At 61.2% G+C, this 16,157-nt stretch carries 13 protein-coding genes; 4 read left to right on the top strand and 9 right to left on the bottom strand.

The window, feature by feature from the left end:
- The first annotated feature begins 30 nt into the window (after positions 1–30).
- Together QRN61_RS01315 and QRN61_RS01310 are read left to right on the top strand one after the other, a co-directional pair.
- Positions 31–1,164, top strand: a complete 1,134-nt coding sequence (locus QRN61_RS01315) for a TIGR03364 family FAD-dependent oxidoreductase (RefSeq protein WP_027610544.1) — start codon at positions 31–33, stop codon at positions 1,162–1,164.
- A complete protein-coding gene (locus QRN61_RS01310; protein WP_027610545.1) occupies positions 1,164–1,721 on the top strand; it encodes a phosphonate degradation HD-domain oxygenase in 558 nt (185 codons plus the stop codon). The genes QRN61_RS01315 and QRN61_RS01310 overlap by 1 nt, the downstream gene beginning before the upstream one ends.
- A gap of 113 nt (positions 1,722–1,834) precedes the next feature.
- On the opposite strand, the gene QRN61_RS01305 is transcribed toward QRN61_RS01310, so the two are convergent.
- Positions 1,835–3,211 (bottom strand): GTPase/DUF3482 domain-containing protein, encoded by a 1,377-nt coding sequence (locus QRN61_RS01305; RefSeq protein WP_027610546.1) that lies wholly within the window; start codon positions 3,209–3,211, stop codon positions 1,835–1,837.
- Positions 3,204–4,577, bottom strand: coding sequence for a DUF2868 domain-containing protein (locus QRN61_RS01300; protein WP_285373041.1), 1,374 nt, complete (start codon positions 4,575–4,577; stop codon positions 3,204–3,206). Before QRN61_RS01300 ends, QRN61_RS01305 begins: the two co-directional genes overlap by 8 nt.
- An 85-nt stretch (positions 4,578–4,662) precedes the next feature.
- Between QRN61_RS01300 and QRN61_RS01295 the strand changes: the two genes are divergently transcribed.
- Positions 4,663–5,175 carry a dihydrofolate reductase gene (locus QRN61_RS01295; RefSeq protein ID WP_097088936.1) on the top strand — a complete coding sequence of 171 codons (513 nt, stop codon included), beginning with the start codon at positions 4,663–4,665 and terminating at the stop codon, positions 5,173–5,175.
- Positions 5,176–5,279: 104 nt separating this feature from the next.
- On the opposite strand, the gene QRN61_RS01290 is transcribed toward QRN61_RS01295, so the two are convergent.
- A complete protein-coding gene (locus QRN61_RS01290) occupies positions 5,280–6,671 on the bottom strand; it encodes an L-cystine transporter (protein WP_285373040.1) in 1,392 nt (463 codons plus the stop codon).
- A 241-nt stretch (positions 6,672–6,912) separates the two neighbouring features.
- Between QRN61_RS01290 and QRN61_RS01285 the strand changes: the two genes are divergently transcribed.
- Complete coding sequence (locus QRN61_RS01285) at positions 6,913–7,968, top strand: HAD family hydrolase (RefSeq protein ID WP_285373039.1); 1,056 nt, start codon at positions 6,913–6,915, stop codon at positions 7,966–7,968.
- A gap of 220 nt (positions 7,969–8,188) precedes the next feature.
- On the opposite strand, the gene ilvD is transcribed toward QRN61_RS01285, so the two are convergent.
- The 6 genes from ilvD to QRN61_RS01255 all read right to left on the bottom strand — a co-directional run bounded on the left by ilvD (position 8,189) and on the right by QRN61_RS01255 (position 16,004).
- Positions 8,189–10,030 (bottom strand): dihydroxy-acid dehydratase, encoded by a 1,842-nt coding sequence (ilvD, locus tag QRN61_RS01280; protein ID WP_007964170.1) that lies wholly within the window; start codon positions 10,028–10,030, stop codon positions 8,189–8,191.
- A gap of 257 nt (positions 10,031–10,287) precedes the next feature.
- A complete protein-coding gene (locus QRN61_RS01275) occupies positions 10,288–11,520 on the bottom strand; it encodes an MFS transporter (protein ID WP_285373038.1) in 1,233 nt (410 codons plus the stop codon).
- Complete coding sequence (locus tag QRN61_RS01270) at positions 11,513–12,490, bottom strand: diiron oxygenase (RefSeq protein ID WP_285373036.1); 978 nt, start codon at positions 12,488–12,490, stop codon at positions 11,513–11,515. The genes QRN61_RS01275 and QRN61_RS01270 overlap by 8 nt, the downstream gene beginning before the upstream one ends.
- Positions 12,487–13,560, bottom strand: coding sequence for a SagB family peptide dehydrogenase (locus tag QRN61_RS01265; protein ID WP_115988692.1), 1,074 nt, complete (start codon positions 13,558–13,560; stop codon positions 12,487–12,489). Before QRN61_RS01265 ends, QRN61_RS01270 begins: the two co-directional genes overlap by 4 nt.
- A 438-nt stretch (positions 13,561–13,998) precedes the next feature.
- On the bottom strand, positions 13,999–15,195 hold the full coding sequence (locus QRN61_RS01260; protein WP_047596614.1) for a class I SAM-dependent rRNA methyltransferase: 1,197 nt from the start codon (positions 15,193–15,195) through the stop codon (positions 13,999–14,001).
- Between the two features lie 269 nt (positions 15,196–15,464).
- Positions 15,465–16,004, bottom strand: a complete 540-nt coding sequence (locus QRN61_RS01255; protein WP_095137562.1) for a type 1 glutamine amidotransferase domain-containing protein — start codon at positions 16,002–16,004, stop codon at positions 15,465–15,467.
- Positions 16,005–16,157: the final 153 nt, after the last annotated feature.

Here is a 16,157-nt window from a genome sequence, read left to right as displayed (position 1 = left end):
AAGGCGGTCTCCCATTCAGGGAAAATCTCCATGACTCAACACAAAGACCTGCTGATCGTCGGCGCCGGCATCCTCGGCCTGTCCCACGCCTACGCCGCCGCCAAACGCGGCCTCAAGGTCAGCGTTTTCGAACGCACTGCCACGCCCCTCGGCGCTTCGGTGCGCAACTTTGGTCAGGCGCTGGTCACCGGTCAGCCACCGGGGCCGATGCTTGAACTGGCCAAGGCCAGCCGCGAGATCTGGGGTGGCTGGGCGCAACTCGCCGGTCTGCAGATCAAGCGAAACGGCTCGTACCTGTTCGCCCGCAGCGAAGCCGAAGAACACTTGCTCGAAGCTTTCTGCAACGGCCGCGCCGTGGAGCACGGGTACAACGTCGCCTTGCTGCGTGGCGCTGCCCTGCGTGATCTGTACCACGGTCAGTTCAGTCATCACCGCGCGGCGTTGCACGGCCTGGACGATCAACAGCTGTACTCGCGCGAAGCGATTCCGGCGTTGATCGACTATCTGCGCCGCGACCTCGGCGTCGAGTTTCACTTCAATACGCTGGTGCGCGACGTCGAACCGGCGCGCCTGCACAGCACCGCCGGCAGCTTCACGGCGAAGCAGATCATCGTCTGCTCCGGCCACGATTATCAGACCCTGCTGGCCGAGCCGATTGCCGCGCTCGACCCGCAGATATGCCGCCTGCAAATGCTCCGCGCCAAACCGCAGATCGAGCTGAATCTGCAACACGCCTTGCTCACCGGTTTGAGCTGCGTGCACTACGGCGCCTTCGCCGATTTGCCAGAAGCGGCGGCGGTGCAGGCGCAGATCCTGCGCGAACAACCGCACCTGCACGACAACGGCATTCACCTGCTGATCAGTCCGACGCCGTATGGCGAGCTGATCATCGGCGACTCGCACCATTACGGCAGCGATCCGTCGCCGTTCAACGCCGAGCAAGTGGACAACTGGATGCTCGAACTGGCCGAGCACACGCTGGGCTGCAAGGTGCAAGTGGTCGAGCGCTGGCAGGGCGTCTACGGTGCCCGTGGGCCGGGGCCGTTTTCGTTGCTGCGCCCGGCCCCGGGGCTGAGTGTGGCGTTGATGCACACCGGTGTCGGCATGAGCGTCGGCCCGGCACTGGCCGAGCGCAATGTCGCGCAGTGGCTGGAGGAAATGTGATGGCGGGGCATGCGCAAGTCGTTGACCGGGTGTTTGCGCTGTATGAACGCTTTGGTGCTAGTGATTACATCGGCGAGCCGGTGTCGCAGATCGAGCACATGTCCCAAGCTGCTGAACTGGCGATCGCCGAAGGCTTTGATGATGAAGTGGTGCTGGCAGCGTTCTTCCATGACATCGGTCATTTGTGTGCCGAAGGTGCCGAGAGCATGGGCGGTTATGGCGTGGTCAGCCATGAGCGATTGGGTGCGGACTACTTGCGTGAGGCGGGTTTTAGTGAGCGTATGGCCCGACTGGTGGAATATCACGTGCAGGCCAAACGTTATCTGACGCTGCGTGAGCCGGGGTATTTCGAGCGCTTGAGTGAAGCGAGTCGCCGCACGCTGGAGTATCAGGGCGGGGTGATGAGCGAGGCTGAGGCGGATGTGTTTGAGCGGGATCCGTTGTGTGCCGTCAGCTTGCGCATGCGCCAGTGGGACGAGCTGGCCAAGGAGAGGGCGGTGCCGGTGATTGACCTTCAGGTGTTGAAGGAGAAAGCGGCGCGGCTGCTGGCTGCGTAATCCATGTCACCGAGTCGCGCCATTCGCGAGCAGGCTCGCTCCCACAGGGTTTTGTGTTCTGACCACGATCCAATGTGGGAGCGAGCCTGCTCGCGAAGAGGCCAGATCAGGCGCTACAAATCTGCAGCCAGAAACTCAATCTGCTCCTGCCGCTCCGCCTGATTCAACTTCGCATGCGGATTGAGCGAAGACCACTGCGGATGCGCCCGCGCCTTGCTCAGCGCATCCGGCAACTTGCCTTCGCGCCAGGTCTTGTCCTGCGGGGTGGCGACCTGAACCGCCTCCATCGCCGCATGCCCGCGCTGATCCAGCGCCAGCAACAGTTGGCGCTGACGCAACGCCAGCAGCCGCAACACCCCGTCATCCACGGTCAACTCCCGCTGGCCCCTGATCTTGCCGAGCAGGCGGCTGCCATAACTGCGCGCGGTTTGCAGTGCACCACCGGCAATCGCACCGGCCAATGCCGCCGCACCGAGGGTAATGCCGCCGACCAGCAGATCCACGCCAGCCCCGGCAGCGGCACCGGCCGCAATCCCGCCGCCCACCCGCACGCCGAGTTGCTTCAGGGTTTCCGGGTTGAACAGATCATCGCCCCAACGCCCATCCAGCAGCGGCAAGTCACTGGCCGCCGCGTCCTGCGGGCGAAACGCATAGAGCTTGAGCAACGCTTCGACGCATTTCTGTTCACGCTGGCGCACGGCTTTGCGCAGTTCGCTGATCGCTTGCTGTTCCTGCTCGGCCTCGCTGACCACGCTGCGTCGGCAGGCGGCGCAGTCGATCAGCAATTCGGCGATCAAACGCGCCGCACTTTGTTGGCGGGCGAGGCGCTGGGCCTGTTGATCGGCGATCAAGCGCTCCAGTTGCGGACGGGCGTTTTCCAGCAGCAGCGCAAGGCTTTCGTACAGGCGCCGCTCGCCATCTTCCGGCGGCGCCACGCTGTCGAAGCGCACCAGCGCATGCAGGCCGAGCCGCGCCAACGCTTCGCGCCAGTCCGGCTCGCGATGGTTGGCGCTGCTGACGAAGTTCAGCACCGGCAACAGCGGCTTGCCGCAACTGGCCAGCACTTCGAGTTCGTCACGATACTTGGCCAGCACCGGTTCGCGGGCGTCGATCACATACAGACCGGCGTCCGACGCGAGTAGCTGTCGCAGGACTTTCGCCTCCTGTTCGAAACGCTGACGTGCTTCGCTGCCGTCGAGAAACCGCGCCAGTCGCGCCGGGCCGTCGAGACGTTCGCCGGGGCGCTCCAGACGCTCAAGGAAATCCAGCAGGGCGATGGCGTCTTCCAGCCCCGGCGTGTCGTAGAGATCGAGCAACGGCTCGCCGTCCACCGACAACCGCGCACCCTCGACATGTCGAGTGGTGCTCGGCCGGTGCGAGACTTCGCCGAAGCCGACGTCGCGGGTCAGGGTGCGCAGCAGCGAAGTCTTGCCGACGTTGGTGTGGCCGACCACCGCGAGTTTCAGCGGCGCTTTCCGGGCATCAGTCATGACCGCTCTCCAGCCAGTTCATCGGCGCGCAATCGGCGAACGGCAACTCCAGTTGTTGCAGCGCAACGTGCCAGTCGCCGAGACGGGCACTGTCCAGCGCTTCGCCGGGCGGTGCTTGCAGCAGCCAGACCCGGGTGGCGTTGGCGTTGCGCGCCAGTTCGGCGATCAGCGCGAGGCTGCCGCGATCCGGCGAGCGCCGAGGATCGCAGGCGATCAGCAGGCGCGCCGGAGGGAAACGGCTGAGCTGTTCGAGCAGTTTGTGCCGTGATTCGCGGCTGTCGAGGATGCCGGCGTTGCTCACGGTTTTCGGCAGGGCTGGTGGCCATGGGCGCTGATCGTCGAGTTCGATGGCCACCAGCAAAGCGCCGTCGCTGGCGTGTTCGCTGACGCTGCTTTCGACCCGATGCAACTGCGCAGGCGCGGCGTCGTTGATGCCGAGGCGTTCGCTGGTCGGCATCAGCCGTTCACGCAACTGGGCGTAACCGGGCAGGTTCAGGTCCAGGGTCAGCGCGGCTTTGCCGCGACTCCAGCGCCAGAAACACAACAGCGCCAGCAGCAGGCGCGGCAGCACGCCGTAGACCACCAGCACGCCGACCAGCCAGGTTGCCCAGGCCTGGCGCGCACTTTCGATATCCAGCGCTGTACCGCCGCTGGCGCGGATCATCTCTACAGTCGGCACGTTGAAGCCGAGCAGCGCCGGCAGCGCGCCGAGGGCTTGGGTCAGGTTGATGAAGGTGTCGGCGCCGAGAATCGTGGTTTCCCAGACGAAGCCGTAGCGCCGGGTCGCCATCAGTGTCAGCAGCAACAGCAGGGCGCTGAGCATCGCCAGCAACCACAGACCGTTGACCAATGTGCCGAGCGCCCAGCGATTGAGTTTTTTGCGTTGCAGCATCAGCAGCAGGGCCGGCGCGAGTTGCGCGGCTTTGGCATCGCGAGCGAGTTTTTCGCTGAGCCACAGCCACAAGCGCCCGAGGGTGGCGCCGTGTTCTCCGGCAAAGATCAGCCCCAGTGCCCAGCTCAGTAGCAGAATCAGGTTCAACCCGAGCAGGCTGCCCAAGGCCCAGAACACATTCACCGGTGACTGGCTCAGTGCGGCGAAGGCCAGACCGGCGCCGCTCAGCAGCGCGAAAATCACCAGCAGCACCAGCGCCAGACGCGCGCCTTGCAGCCAGTGCCTGAGTGCTGCGCTCAGCCCGTCGCGCTCGGCCAGCCACACGGCGCGGCGCTGAATACGGCCCGGCAGATCGCCGCCGGCCGCGCGGGCCAGTCGATTGGCTTCCAGATCTTCCAGGGGGCCTGCGTGTTCTTCGCGCAGGCGGATGGTTTCAGTCAGCCAGAGGTTTTGCAGTGGAGTCAGTTCAGTCACGCGCCATTCCGTTGCTCGATTGAGCAGTGAGCATAACCGCTGTGGCGCTTATCGGGTCAAGCGAGGCTCTGGTATCCTCGCCGGCATGACTAAATCACTCCCCCTCAGCCTGATCGCAGCCCTCGGTGAAAACCGTGTGATCGGCGTCGACAACAGCATGCCCTGGCACCTGCCGGGGGACTTCAAATACTTCAAGGCCACGACCCTCGGCAAGCCGATCATCATGGGCCGTAAGACCTGGGACTCCCTCGGCCGTCCGCTGCCGGGCCGCTTGAACATCGTGGTCAGCCGTCAGCCGGATCTGCTGCTGGAAGGGGCGGAGGTGTATCCGTCGCTGGAAGCCGCGGTGGTTCGCGCCGAGGAATGGGCGAAAGCGCAGGGTGTCGATGAGTTGATGCTGATTGGCGGCGCGCAGTTGTATGCGCAAGGGCTGGCGCAGGCCGATCGTCTGTATCTGACCCGAGTGGCGCTGAGCCCGGAAGGCGATGCGTGGTTTCCGGAGTTCGATCTGAACCAGTGGAAGCTGGTGTCGAACGTGTCGAATCCGGCTGAGGGCGATAAGCCCGCGTACAACTTCGAAGTCTGGGAAAAAGCTTAAGAGCTTCGCGAGCAAGCCCGCTCCCACATTGGATTTGTGTCGATCACAGATCCAATGTGGGAGCGGGCTTGCTCGCGAAGAGGGCAGGTCAGGCAAAGAAGAATTTAAGCCTGAGCAAGCTCCGCATGCTCATCCGCATCCAGCAGTGCTTTATCGGTCTGCTGCATCACTTGGCTGGTAATCGCACCCGCGGTGATCGAACCACTTACGTTCAACGCCGTACGACCCATGTCGATCAGCGGCTCAACCGAAATCAGCAGCGCCACCAGTGACACCGGCAAGCCCATCGCCGGCAGCACGATCAGTGCCGCGAACGTCGCGCCGCCGCCAACACCGGCCACACCGGCCGAGCTCAGAGTGACAATCGCCACCAGTGTCGCGATCCACAGCGGATCCAGCGGGTTGATGCCGACCGTTGGCGCAACCATCACCGCCAACATCGCCGGGTACAGACCGGCGCAACCGTTCTGGCCGATGGTCGCACCGAACGAGGCGGCGAAACTGGCGATCGATTGCGGAATGCCCAGACGACGGGTCTGCGCTTCGATGCTCAGCGGAATGCTCGCCGCACTGGAGCGGCTGGTGAACGCGAACGTCAGCACCGGCCAGATCTTGCGGAAGAACCGCAGCGGGTTGATCCCGGCCGCCGACACCAGCAGGCCATGCACCACAAACATCAGGCCCAGGCCGAGGTACGAGACCACGACGAAACTGCCGAGCTTGATGATGTCCTGCAGATTGGAACCGGCGACCACTTTGGTCATCAGCGCCAGCACGCCGTACGGGGTCAGCTTCATCACCAGACGCACCAGACTCATCACCCAGGCTTGCAGGGTGTCGATGGCGTTGATCACTTTCTGACCTTTCTCGGCATCATCCTTGAGCAGTTGCAGCGCCGCGACCCCGAGGAACGCGGCGAAGATCACCACGCTGATGATCAAGGTCGGCTTGGCCCGGGCCAGGTCGGCGAACGGGTTCTGCGGAATGAACGACAGCAGCAACTGCGGCACATTCAGGTCGGCAACCTTGCCGGCGTAGTCGGTCTGAATGGTTTGCAGACGGGCCATTTCCTGCGTGCCGGCGACCAGGCCTTCGGCGGTGAGGCCGAACAGGTTGGTCAGGCCGATACCGATCAGCGCCGCGATCGCGGTGGTGAACAGCAGGGTGCCGATGGTCAGGAAGCTGATCTTGCCCAGCGACGAGGCGTTGTGCAGACGCGCAACCGCGCTGAGGATCGAAGCGAACACCAGCGGGATCACGATCATTTGCAGCAACTGCACGTAGCCGTTGCCGACCAGATCGAACCAGCCGATCGAGGCTTTCAGTACCGGGTTGCCGGCACCGTAAACGGTGTGCAGGGCAACACCGAACGCTACGCCGAGTACCAGCGCGAGCAGGACTTTTTTCGCCAGGCTCCACGTCGTGTGGCGGGTTTGCGCCAGACCGAAGAGCAGGGCGAGGAACACCAGCAGATTGAGGATCAGCGGCAGATTCATGAAGACTCCGATAAGACTTGTGCCAGTCGCATTCTTGGGCAACTGCGAACCGGCAAGCCTAACAGTTTGATTTCCAATGAATTAATACCGAAATCGCAGGTCGTCCGTCGTTTTTGGAATAAGCGGTTGTCGTTATCGACAATGCAACTGGCGTTGAGAAGACGTAAGCGGTCGCTGACAGACGAGGACTGTCACACTTATTTGTTAGCGTCGATGTCTTTCAGTCAGGGAGAAAACGCCGATGAAGTTCGCACCGAAAATGCTCGCTGTGGTTCTTGGATTGGGCTTGGCCGCTCATGCATTCGCCACCGACCTGAAGCACTGGCCGGCGGATCAGGCCAAGGCCCTGGACGCGATGATCGCCGCCAATGCCAACAAAGGTAACTACGCGGTGTTCGACATGGACAACACCAGTTACCGCTACGACCTCGAAGAGTCGTTGCTGCCGTTCATGGAAAACAAGGGCCTGATTACCCGCGACAAGCTCGATCCCTCCCTGAAACTGATGCCGTTCAAGGACACCGCCGACCATAAGGAAAGCCTGTTCAGTTACTACTATCGCCTGTGCGAAGTCGACGACATGGTCTGCTACCCGTGGGTAGCGCAGGTGTTCTCCGGCTTCACTCTCAAGGAACTCAAGGGCTACGTCGATGAGCTGATGGCGTCGGGCAAACCGGTGCCGGCCACTTACTACGAAGGCGATGTAGTGAAGAACATCGATGTGCAGCCGCCGAAAGTCTTCACCGGCCAGGCCGAGCTGTACAACAAGCTGATGGAGAACGGCATCGAGGTTTACGTGATGACCGCCGCCTCCGAAGAACTGGTGCGCATGGTCGCGGCCGATCCGAAGTACGGTTACAACGTCAAACCGCAGAACGTGATCGGCGTGACCACGTTGCTGAAGAACCGCGAAACCGGCGAGCTGACGACCGCACGCAAACAGATCGCCGCCGGCAAGTATGACGAGAAGGCCAACCTCGGCCTCGAACTGACCCCGTACCTGTGGACCCCGGCAACCTGGATGGCCGGCAAACACGCGGCGATCCTGACTTATATCGACGAATGGAAAAAACCGGTGCTGGTGGGCGGCGATACCCCGAGCAGCGACGGTTACATGCTGTTCCACGATGTGGATGTGGCCAAGGGCGGCATTCACTTGTGGGTCAACCGCAAGGACAAATACATGACCCAGCTCAACGGCATGATGGCCAAACACGCAGCGGCGCAGGCCAAGGAAGGATTGCCGGTGACGGCGGACAAGAACTGGGTGATCGTCAAGCCAGAGGAAATCCAGTAAGCCCCCAATCCCTGTTGGAACTCAGATTCCAGAATCACTGACAGTCCCTTGTGGGAGCGGGCTTGCTCGCGAAGAGGGAGTGTCAGGCGGGAGATTTTTTGACCGGTAGACCGCTTTCGCGAGCAAGCCCGCTCCCACAGTTTTGATCTTCATTGTTTTTGGATCAGGCAAAAAAATGCCCCGCACTTTGGCGGGGCATTTTTGTTTTTGCGATTGACGCTTACAGCCCGTCGAGCATCGCCTTGTTACGCACCGCACCCTTGTCGGCGCTGGTCGCCAGCAGGGCGTAGGCCTTCAGGGCGGTGGTCACTTTGCGTGGACGCTGCTCGACCGGTTTCCAGCCTTTCTTGTCCTGTTCGACCCGGCGTGCAGCCAGTTCTTCATCGCTGACCAACAGGTTGATCGAGCGGTTCGGGATGTCGATCAGCACTTTGTCGCCGTCCTGCACCAGACCGATCGCGCCACCGGCCGCAGCCTCTGGCGAAGCGTGGCCGATCGACAGGCCGGAAGTACCGCCAGAGAAACGACCGTCGGTGAGCAACGCACAGGCTTTGCCCAGACCTTTGGACTTCAGGTACGAGGTCGGGTAGAGCATTTCCTGCATGCCCGGGCCGCCTTTCGGGCCTTCGTAGCGAATGATGACGATGTCGCCTTCCTTCACTTCGTCGGCGAGGATGCCGCGCACCGCGCTGTCCTGGCTTTCGAAGATCTTCGCGTTGCCTTCGAAGACGTGGATCGACTCATCGACGCCGGCGGTTTTCACCACGCAACCGTCGAGAGCGATGTTGCCGTACAGCACGGCCAGGCCGCCTTCTTTCGAATAGGCGTGTTCGAAGCTGCGGATACAGCCGTTTTCACGGTCGTCATCCAGGGTTTCCCAACGGGTCGACTGGCTGAACGCGGTCTGGGTCGGGATGCCCGCCGGGCCGGCCTTGAAGAAGTGATGCACGGCTTCGTCGGTGGTCTGGGTGATGTCCCACTTGGCGATGGCTTCTTCCATGCTGCGGCTGTGCACGGTCGGCAGGTCGGTGTGCAGCAGGCCGCCACGGGCCAGCGAACCGAGAATGCTGAAGATGCCGCCAGCGCGGTGCACGTCTTCCATGTGGTACTTCTGGATGTTCGGCGCGACCTTGCACAGTTGCGGCACGCTGCGCGAGAGGCGGTCGATGTCGCGCAGGTCGAAATCGATCTCGGCTTCCTGGGCGGCAGCCAGCAAGTGCAGGATGGTGTTGGTCGAACCGCCCATGGCGATGTCGAGCATCATCGCGTTCTCGAACGCCTTGAAGTTGGCGATGTTGCGCGGCAGCACGGATTCGTCGTTTTCGCCGTAGTAACGCTTGCACAGCTCGACGATGGTGCGGCCGGCCTGCAGGAACAGCTGCTCGCGGTCGCTGTGGGTCGCGAGGGTCGAACCGTTGCCCGGCAATGCCAGGCCCAGGGCTTCAGTCAGGCAGTTCATCGAGTTGGCGGTGAACATGCCGGAGCACGAACCGCAGGTCGGGCAGGCGCTGCGCTCGTACTCGGCAACCTTCTCGTCAGAAGCGCTGGAGTCGGCGGCGATCACCATGGCGTCGACGAGGTCGAGGCCGTGGGAAGCGAGTTTGGTCTTGCCGGCTTCCATCGGGCCGCCGGAAACGAAGATCACCGGAATGTTCAGGCGCAAAGCGGCCATCAACATGCCCGGGGTGATCTTGTCGCAGTTGGAGATGCAGACGATGGCGTCGGCGCAGTGGGCGTTGACCATGTACTCGACGGAGTCGGCGATGATCTCGCGGCTCGGCAGCGAATAGAGCATGCCGTCGTGACCCATGGCGATGCCGTCATCCACGGCGATGGTGTTGAATTCTTTCGCTACGCCACCGGCGCGTTCGATTTCCCGGGCAACCAGTTGACCGAGGTCTTTGAGGTGCACGTGGCCCGGCACGAACTGGGTGAAGGAGTTGGCAATGGCGATGATCGGCTTCTTGAAGTCGTCATCTTTCATCCCGGTGGCGCGCCACAGTGCGCGGGCGCCGGCCATGTTGCGGCCGTGGGTGGATGTTTTCGAGCGGTAATCTGGCATGGAGCACTCCGGGCGGCTAATCAGGTATCAAAAGGGAGTGAGCTTCTATTGACGTCTGGAACACTCAGAAATGGCCGTGTGTCCTGGATGTTGCCGATGACTTTGCGGGATCGCCGCTTGCCTCAGCCTGAGCTCATAAACCCGCCGGGGGATGAATGGCGATGAATCAGCCGATTCTACACCGCTGGCGTCTGGAGGGAATGGCGCAAAGTGTTGTTCCAGTGCCGACGGTGCGTATGGCATGACGACCGGCAGGCTCAATCGCTGCCAGAGGGCGTGACGGCGCCGTTCTCGATAATACTGGCGCGATGGCTGATCCTCTTGTTCAGCGCCAGCGCGATGCAACTGAGCAGGACAAAACAGTAGCCGAGAGTGGCCTGCAGGTTGCCTGGACTCAGGCTGATCAGCGCACTGATCAACCCGCCGCAAATGAAGATGATCGTGCTACCGGCCGAGGCCGAAGTACCGGCGTTCTCCGGAAACAGGCCCATGGCGCGTGAGGTGGCGGCCGGGCGTGCAATGGTGGTGCCGGCGGTGCAGATCAGCATCGGGATCAATACCGTGACGGGCGAGAGTGCGAAGTACTGCGACAGTAATAGCATCACCAGCCCTGCCAGCAGAATCAGGCTCAACCCGGCCACGATCTGTTGCGCAGAGCTGATGCGCCGGCTCAACAGCGTGGCGGCAATCCCGCCGGTCACATACGCCGCACCGTAGATCAGCAGGATCAGCGAGAAGTCGTAGGCTGAGAGCTGCAACTGATCCATGAAGATCAACGGCGAAATGACGATGAACGAGAAGTGGCAGGCGAACGCGAAAGCCGAAATCAGCCAGTAGCCGACGAACTCGAAATCCCCCAGCACCCGTCGATAGGCGCTGAGAAAGTTGAGCGGTGTGCCCTTGGCGACTGGCCGACCGCCGTCCAGAAACAGCCAGGCCTTGAGCAACACCACCGCCGCCAGTGCGATGAACAGCCAGAAGCTGCCACGCCAGCCCAGGGTCGCCTGCAGAAAGGTTCCGGCCAGCGGTGATATGGAGATGAAGATCCCGGTGGCGGTCACCATCAGGATCCGCAGGCGATCGCGCTCTGCGCCCTCGAACAGATCCTGCACCAGCGCCTGTGACAGGACGAAACAGCCACAACCGATGGCCTGCACGATGCGAAAAGTCATGAACAATGTGTAGTCGCTGGTCATTACGCAGCCGATAGCGCCGAGGATTGAGACAGCCATGCCGGCGAGCAGCAAGCCCTTGCGCCCGATGACGTCGGACAACGGCCCGATCAGCAGTTGGGCAAAGGCGATGCCCACCGCGAACAGGCTGATCGACAGGGCGATGTCGGTCGGAGTGCTGGCGAAGTGTTCGGCCAGCGCCGGGAACGACGGCAGCAGGACGTCCAGCGGAAACACCCCCAGCAGCACCATGGCCAAAAGCAGGCTGATCGCCCCGCGTCGTTGTCGGGTCGTTACCACCGTTCTTCCTTCAAGCATCGATCAGTCCTGCCTTGGCGAAAAGTTTGCGGTTGTTGGGTAACGCGAAGAATCCGGCTTTTTCGAGTGCAGCAAGCGTAGCCGTCGCTCCGGATCGGGCACGCTGGCGGCTGGCCTGTTCGTTGGTCAGGCTGTCGAGGATTTCCTTGATCGCACCTTCGCCAATGCCGGCGCGGCGCAGGCTCTGGTGCAGCCATTGCTCGTCGACTTCGAAGAAGGTCGCCAGGGTCTCCAGCAAGGTTCTGGCCGCAAAGGCGCGCTGGCGGCTGTTCAGGGTCAACCAGAGGTAGTGAAAGACCTCGGAAAAAAAACGGCTGTGGCGCGCTTCATCCGCGAGGTGGTCGCGCAGCATGTCGTTCACGCTGCTGACCAGCGTTTCCCGACACACATCCAGCAACTCCCGGGCAATGATGGTTTCGGAGACGAAGCCGAGCAGAAACCATGCCAGCGGGCGTTTGCTCTCCGGCGTTCGGGCGATCTGACCGGTCAGGCGGGTGATGCGCAGCGGCATCTGTGGACGACCGGTGAAACCATGCAGTTCGGCGATCTGTTCGGCCAGATGATGGGAGAACAATGCGTGATAACCCTCGTCGGTATAGAGCTGCAGCGCGGCGGTTTTCATCCTTGACGGAATGTGCGCGGGCAACTCACCGTGGACGATGGTTTCCACGGCGCGGTTGACGATGCGGTGTTCCAGCAGCGTGGTGTAGTCGAGAAAGTGCACCAGGTGGTTGGCAGCCAGCCGATGCATGACCTTGCTGCCTGCGGCTTCGATCGCCGGGTGGGACAGATACGGCAGGAATGCCGGCGGAAACCAGAAGCGGGTTTGCAGTTGCAACTGCAGGTCCGCCGGCAACTGGTAGTCGTGCCGGCTGGTGCGTACCGAAGCGTGGTTGTTCCAGTCGCCGAGGGTGAATTGAAGCGCCCAGGACTCTGGCGCTTCGGGCTGATCCACGGTTGATGCGCTCATTTGCGCGTCTCCTGCAACAGGTCGCGCATTTCCTGACACATCGCCTGACCGTCGCTGGCGCCGCAGCCGACAAAGAACAACGGTTGTTCAGCGCTGCCTTCGAGTTTGAGCAGGGCTTCGACCTGGCGGTCGGCGAATGCCCCGGTCAGCCACGTTCCCAGGCCCAGCGCTGTGGCCACCAGTTGAAAGGTTTGCGACAGATGACCCGCCTCGACAAACGCCATGCGATAGGCGCGTGAGTGTTCATACTTCCACCAGAGCTTGTCGAAACGAGCGGTGATGAACAGACCCAGTGGCAGGTTATTGATGAAGTGCTGACCCGCCAGCAAATGGCCGAGCGCGGGTTCGGGCAATGGATTGACCCGGCTGAGTGCATGTTCTGCAGGGTGATAGGCGTAAATGCCCGGTTCCAGGCCCTCGATATTGCGTGCCAGAAGAAATCCTTCACAGGCATTCAACCCGCCACCTGAAGGACTGCTGCGACGGGCGCCGAGTCCTTCGGCGATGCTCTCGTCGCGGTTATCGTCGCGATGACGGAGAAAACCCAGCGAGAGATACATCAACGTGCCGACGTCATTGAGCGTGATCGCTTCGCCAGTAAAGGAGCGGCAGGTTTTTCTCAGGCGCAGGACATTGCCCAGGCTGGCGACGGTCAGGGCCGCAGAGGCGGGCAGGGTGATCAGTGGTTTGTCTTGATGGATCGGGCGATCTTGCGCGGGTGCCGGTGTGGTCAGCACGGCGCTGCAATGGTTCAGGTATTGCCTGGACCACTCGTGAATATTCTGGGGTGTCTGTTCGCAGGGAATGTTCTGGGTGCCAATATGATAAATCTTCGACAATTCATCCCAGCCCCATGGCGGACTGTCTATTTTTGCAACGGTTAATATGCCCGCGTTCAGAAGTTGTGAGTCTATTATGTTGCGTCTGTCGAACTGTTCCGGGTTATTGATAAGTTGTGCAAGTCGACAAGAGTAAGTCAGGTCAAGTTCATGTTGGGTGTGGTCTTTATAGTTCCAGACTATTTGTCCGGGCGTGCGCGGCAATATGAATAAATAGGGATTGATATGCATGTTGTGTTCATCGCTCTGGAACGGGTCGGAAGAACGCTGGGGTGCCGGCACTCCCCAGCGTTCTGGCTCACTTAGCGGGCTTTAGGTGCAACCAGGAAGGCCAGGTTTGCGATTTGGTTGGTTTCCAGAGTAATTGCTTTCATAAGTATGAACTCCTTGTTCATTGAGAGTGAATGTCACCGTCGTGGTGACAACTTAATAATAGGTTGTAATGAATTATTGGCAAGCGATACTTGGGTAGGAAATTTCTATTAATTTTGTCGGAGTGGGCGTGGTGCAAGGGCAAAATTGTAAGTATTAGATGTTGAAATGTAATGCGCAGGGAAATGTCCTGCATGCATGTAGGAAGTTAGTTGTAGGAAAGAGGAAGAAATTCGACGACATTGCATCGCCGTAAAGCCAACGGGAAGCCCGCAGGCTCCCCGTTTCATGGGCCGATCAGCTGTTAGGCAGCAGGCGGCAGGTGATGCTCTTGATGTAGCGAGTCTCGGCGATGGCCGGGTGTACCGGGTGGTCCGGGCCCTGACCGCCGCGCTCGAGCATCTGGATGTTGCGGTCCAGGTGACGGGCGCTGGTCAGCAGGATGTTTTGCAGATCGTCCTCTGGCAGGTGCATGGAGCACGAAGCGCTGACCAGAATGCCGTCCTTGGTCAGCAGGCGCATGGCTTGCTCGTTCAGACGACGGTAGGCGCCTTCACCGTTCTTCATGTCTTTCTTGCGCTTGATGAACGCTGGCGGGTCGGCAACGATCACGTCGAAACGTTCTTCGCTGGCCTTGAGTTCCTTCAACGCTTCGAAGACGTCGCCTTCGATGCAGGTCATCTTGTCGGCGAAACCGTTCAGCGCGGCGTTACGCTCGACGCCGTCGAGGGCGAAGCCCGACGCGTCGACGCAGAACACTTCGCTGGCACCGAACGCCGCAGCCTGCACGCCCCAGCCACCGATGTAGCTATAGAGGTCGAGGACGCGTTTGCCTTTGGCGTAGGGGGCCAGACGGGCGCGGTTCATGCGGTGGTCGTAGAACCAGCCGGTTTTCTGGCCGCCGATGACCGGTGCTTCGAATTTCACGCCGTTCTCTTCCAGGGCGACCCACTCCGGCACCAGGCCGAACACGGTTTCGACGTAACGGTTGAGGCCTTCGGCATCACGAGCGGCGGAGTCGTTCTTGAACAGAATGCCGCTTGGCTTGAGCACTTGAGTCAGTGCAGCGATCACGTCATCTTTATGCGCTTCCATGGTCGCCGAGGCGATCTGCACCACGAGGATGTCGCCGAAACGGTCGACCACCAGACCCGGCAGCAGATCGGAGTCGCCGTAGACCAGGCGGTAGAACGGTTTGTCGAACAGGCGCTCGCGCAGCGACAGGGCCACGTTCAGGCGGTGCACCAGCAGCGACTTGTCCAGCGCCAGCTTGATGTCGCGCGACAACAGGCGCGCGCAGATCAAGTTGTTCGGGCTCATCGCGACGATGCCCAGCGGCTTGCCACCGGCGGCTTCGAGGATCGCCTGATCGCCGGCCTTGAAGCCGTGCAGTGGCGTGGCAGCCACATCGATTTCGTTGCTGTAGACCCACAAGTGGCCGTTGCGCAGGCGACGGTCGGCGTTGGCTTTGAGGCGCAGGCTAGGCAGGGACATGACGTCGCTCCGGAAAAAAGAGCGGGAGTATACCGTGTTGCTCGGCCTGATTGGCTGGTGAGTGGACATGTGGCAAGTCATTGCCGGTGGAAGACATTACCTGTGGCGAGGGGATTTATCCCCGATCGGCTGCGCAGCAGCCGCAAACCCCCAACGCAGTTTTCTGACTGACCGCGTGAGTCAATTTGGGACAGTTGCGCTGTCCATCGGGGATAAATCCCCTCGCCACAGATAAATCCCCTCACCACATAAACTCACAACCCCCCAGATCAGGCAGAGAGCGCGTCGATCAACTCCTTGTTGAACGCCGGAATATCATCCGGCTGACGGCTGCTGATCAGGTGGCCGTCTTTGACCACTTCTTTATCCACCCAGTTGGCCCCGGCATTGACCAGGTCATCCTTGAGTGTCTTGAAACTGGTCATGGTCTTGCCATTGACCAGCCCGGCGGAAATCAGCAGCCAGCCGCCATGGCAGATCACTGCAATCGGTTTGCCGGCGGAGGCGCCGGTCTTGACCAGATGCTGGGCATCCTGATCGATGCGAATGGTGTCGGAGTTCTGCACGCCACCCGGCAGGACGATCGCGTCGTACTGCTCGCTGCTGGCGCCTTGAAAGGTCTGATCGACCTTGAAGTCATCCGCCGGTTTGTCGTGGTTCCAGCCTTTGACCTTGCCGGCCTCGGCCGAAAGGATGTCGACCTGGGCGCCGGCCTGCTCCAGTGCTTGCTTGGGCCCGGTCAGTTCGACCTGTTCGAAACCGTCTGTTACTAAAATGGCGACGCGTTTGCCGTTGAGAGTAGTGGCCATCGCTAAGCTCCTGAGTCTGTGGACGTTTGCCGCCGCACGGGAGCTGAGTCATCCCATGGGCATTACAGATTCCGAAGCCTGAGCGTGAATGAAAGTTCCTGACAATTGCCCACTGGTGTGTCGTCCTGCGGTTTTTAGAGGTTAGAATCGCCG

The sequence above is a fragment of the Pseudomonas sp. lyk4-TYG-107 genome (assembly GCF_030209055.1).
Taxonomy (GTDB): domain Bacteria; phylum Pseudomonadota; class Gammaproteobacteria; order Pseudomonadales; family Pseudomonadaceae; genus Aquipseudomonas; species Aquipseudomonas putida_A.
The sequence above is the reverse complement of the archived record's forward strand: the minus strand, read 5'-3'. Positions and strand labels throughout refer to the sequence as shown.

Bases quoted from the DNA above. Each gene is read 5' to 3' on its own strand.
- QRN61_RS01305 (WP_027610546.1), bottom strand. From the start codon at position 3,211: ATGACTGATGCCCGGAAAGCGCCGCTGAAACTCGCGGTGGTCGGCCAC.
- QRN61_RS01315 (WP_027610544.1), top strand. From the start codon at position 31: ATGACTCAACACAAAGACCTGCTGATCGTCGGCGCCGGCATCCTCGGC.
- QRN61_RS01310 (WP_027610545.1), top strand. From the start codon at position 1,164: ATGGCGGGGCATGCGCAAGTCGTTGACCGGGTGTTTGCGCTGTATGAA.
- QRN61_RS01270 (WP_285373036.1), bottom strand. From the start codon at position 12,490: ATGAGCGCATCAACCGTGGATCAGCCCGAAGCGCCAGAGTCCTGGGCG.
- QRN61_RS01290 (WP_285373040.1), bottom strand. From the start codon at position 6,671: ATGAATCTGCCGCTGATCCTCAATCTGCTGGTGTTCCTCGCCCTGCTC.
- QRN61_RS01285 (WP_285373039.1), top strand. From the start codon at position 6,913: ATGAAGTTCGCACCGAAAATGCTCGCTGTGGTTCTTGGATTGGGCTTG.
- QRN61_RS01295 (WP_097088936.1), top strand. From the start codon at position 4,663: ATGACTAAATCACTCCCCCTCAGCCTGATCGCAGCCCTCGGTGAAAAC.
- QRN61_RS01255 (WP_095137562.1), bottom strand. From the start codon at position 16,004: ATGGCCACTACTCTCAACGGCAAACGCGTCGCCATTTTAGTAACAGAC.
- QRN61_RS01265 (WP_115988692.1), bottom strand. From the start codon at position 13,560: ATGCATATCAATCCCTATTTATTCATATTGCCGCGCACGCCCGGACAA.
- ilvD (WP_007964170.1), bottom strand. From the start codon at position 10,030: ATGCCAGATTACCGCTCGAAAACATCCACCCACGGCCGCAACATGGCC.
- QRN61_RS01275 (WP_285373038.1), bottom strand. From the start codon at position 11,520: ATGCTTGAAGGAAGAACGGTGGTAACGACCCGACAACGACGCGGGGCG.
- QRN61_RS01260 (WP_047596614.1), bottom strand. From the start codon at position 15,195: ATGTCCCTGCCTAGCCTGCGCCTCAAAGCCAACGCCGACCGTCGCCTG.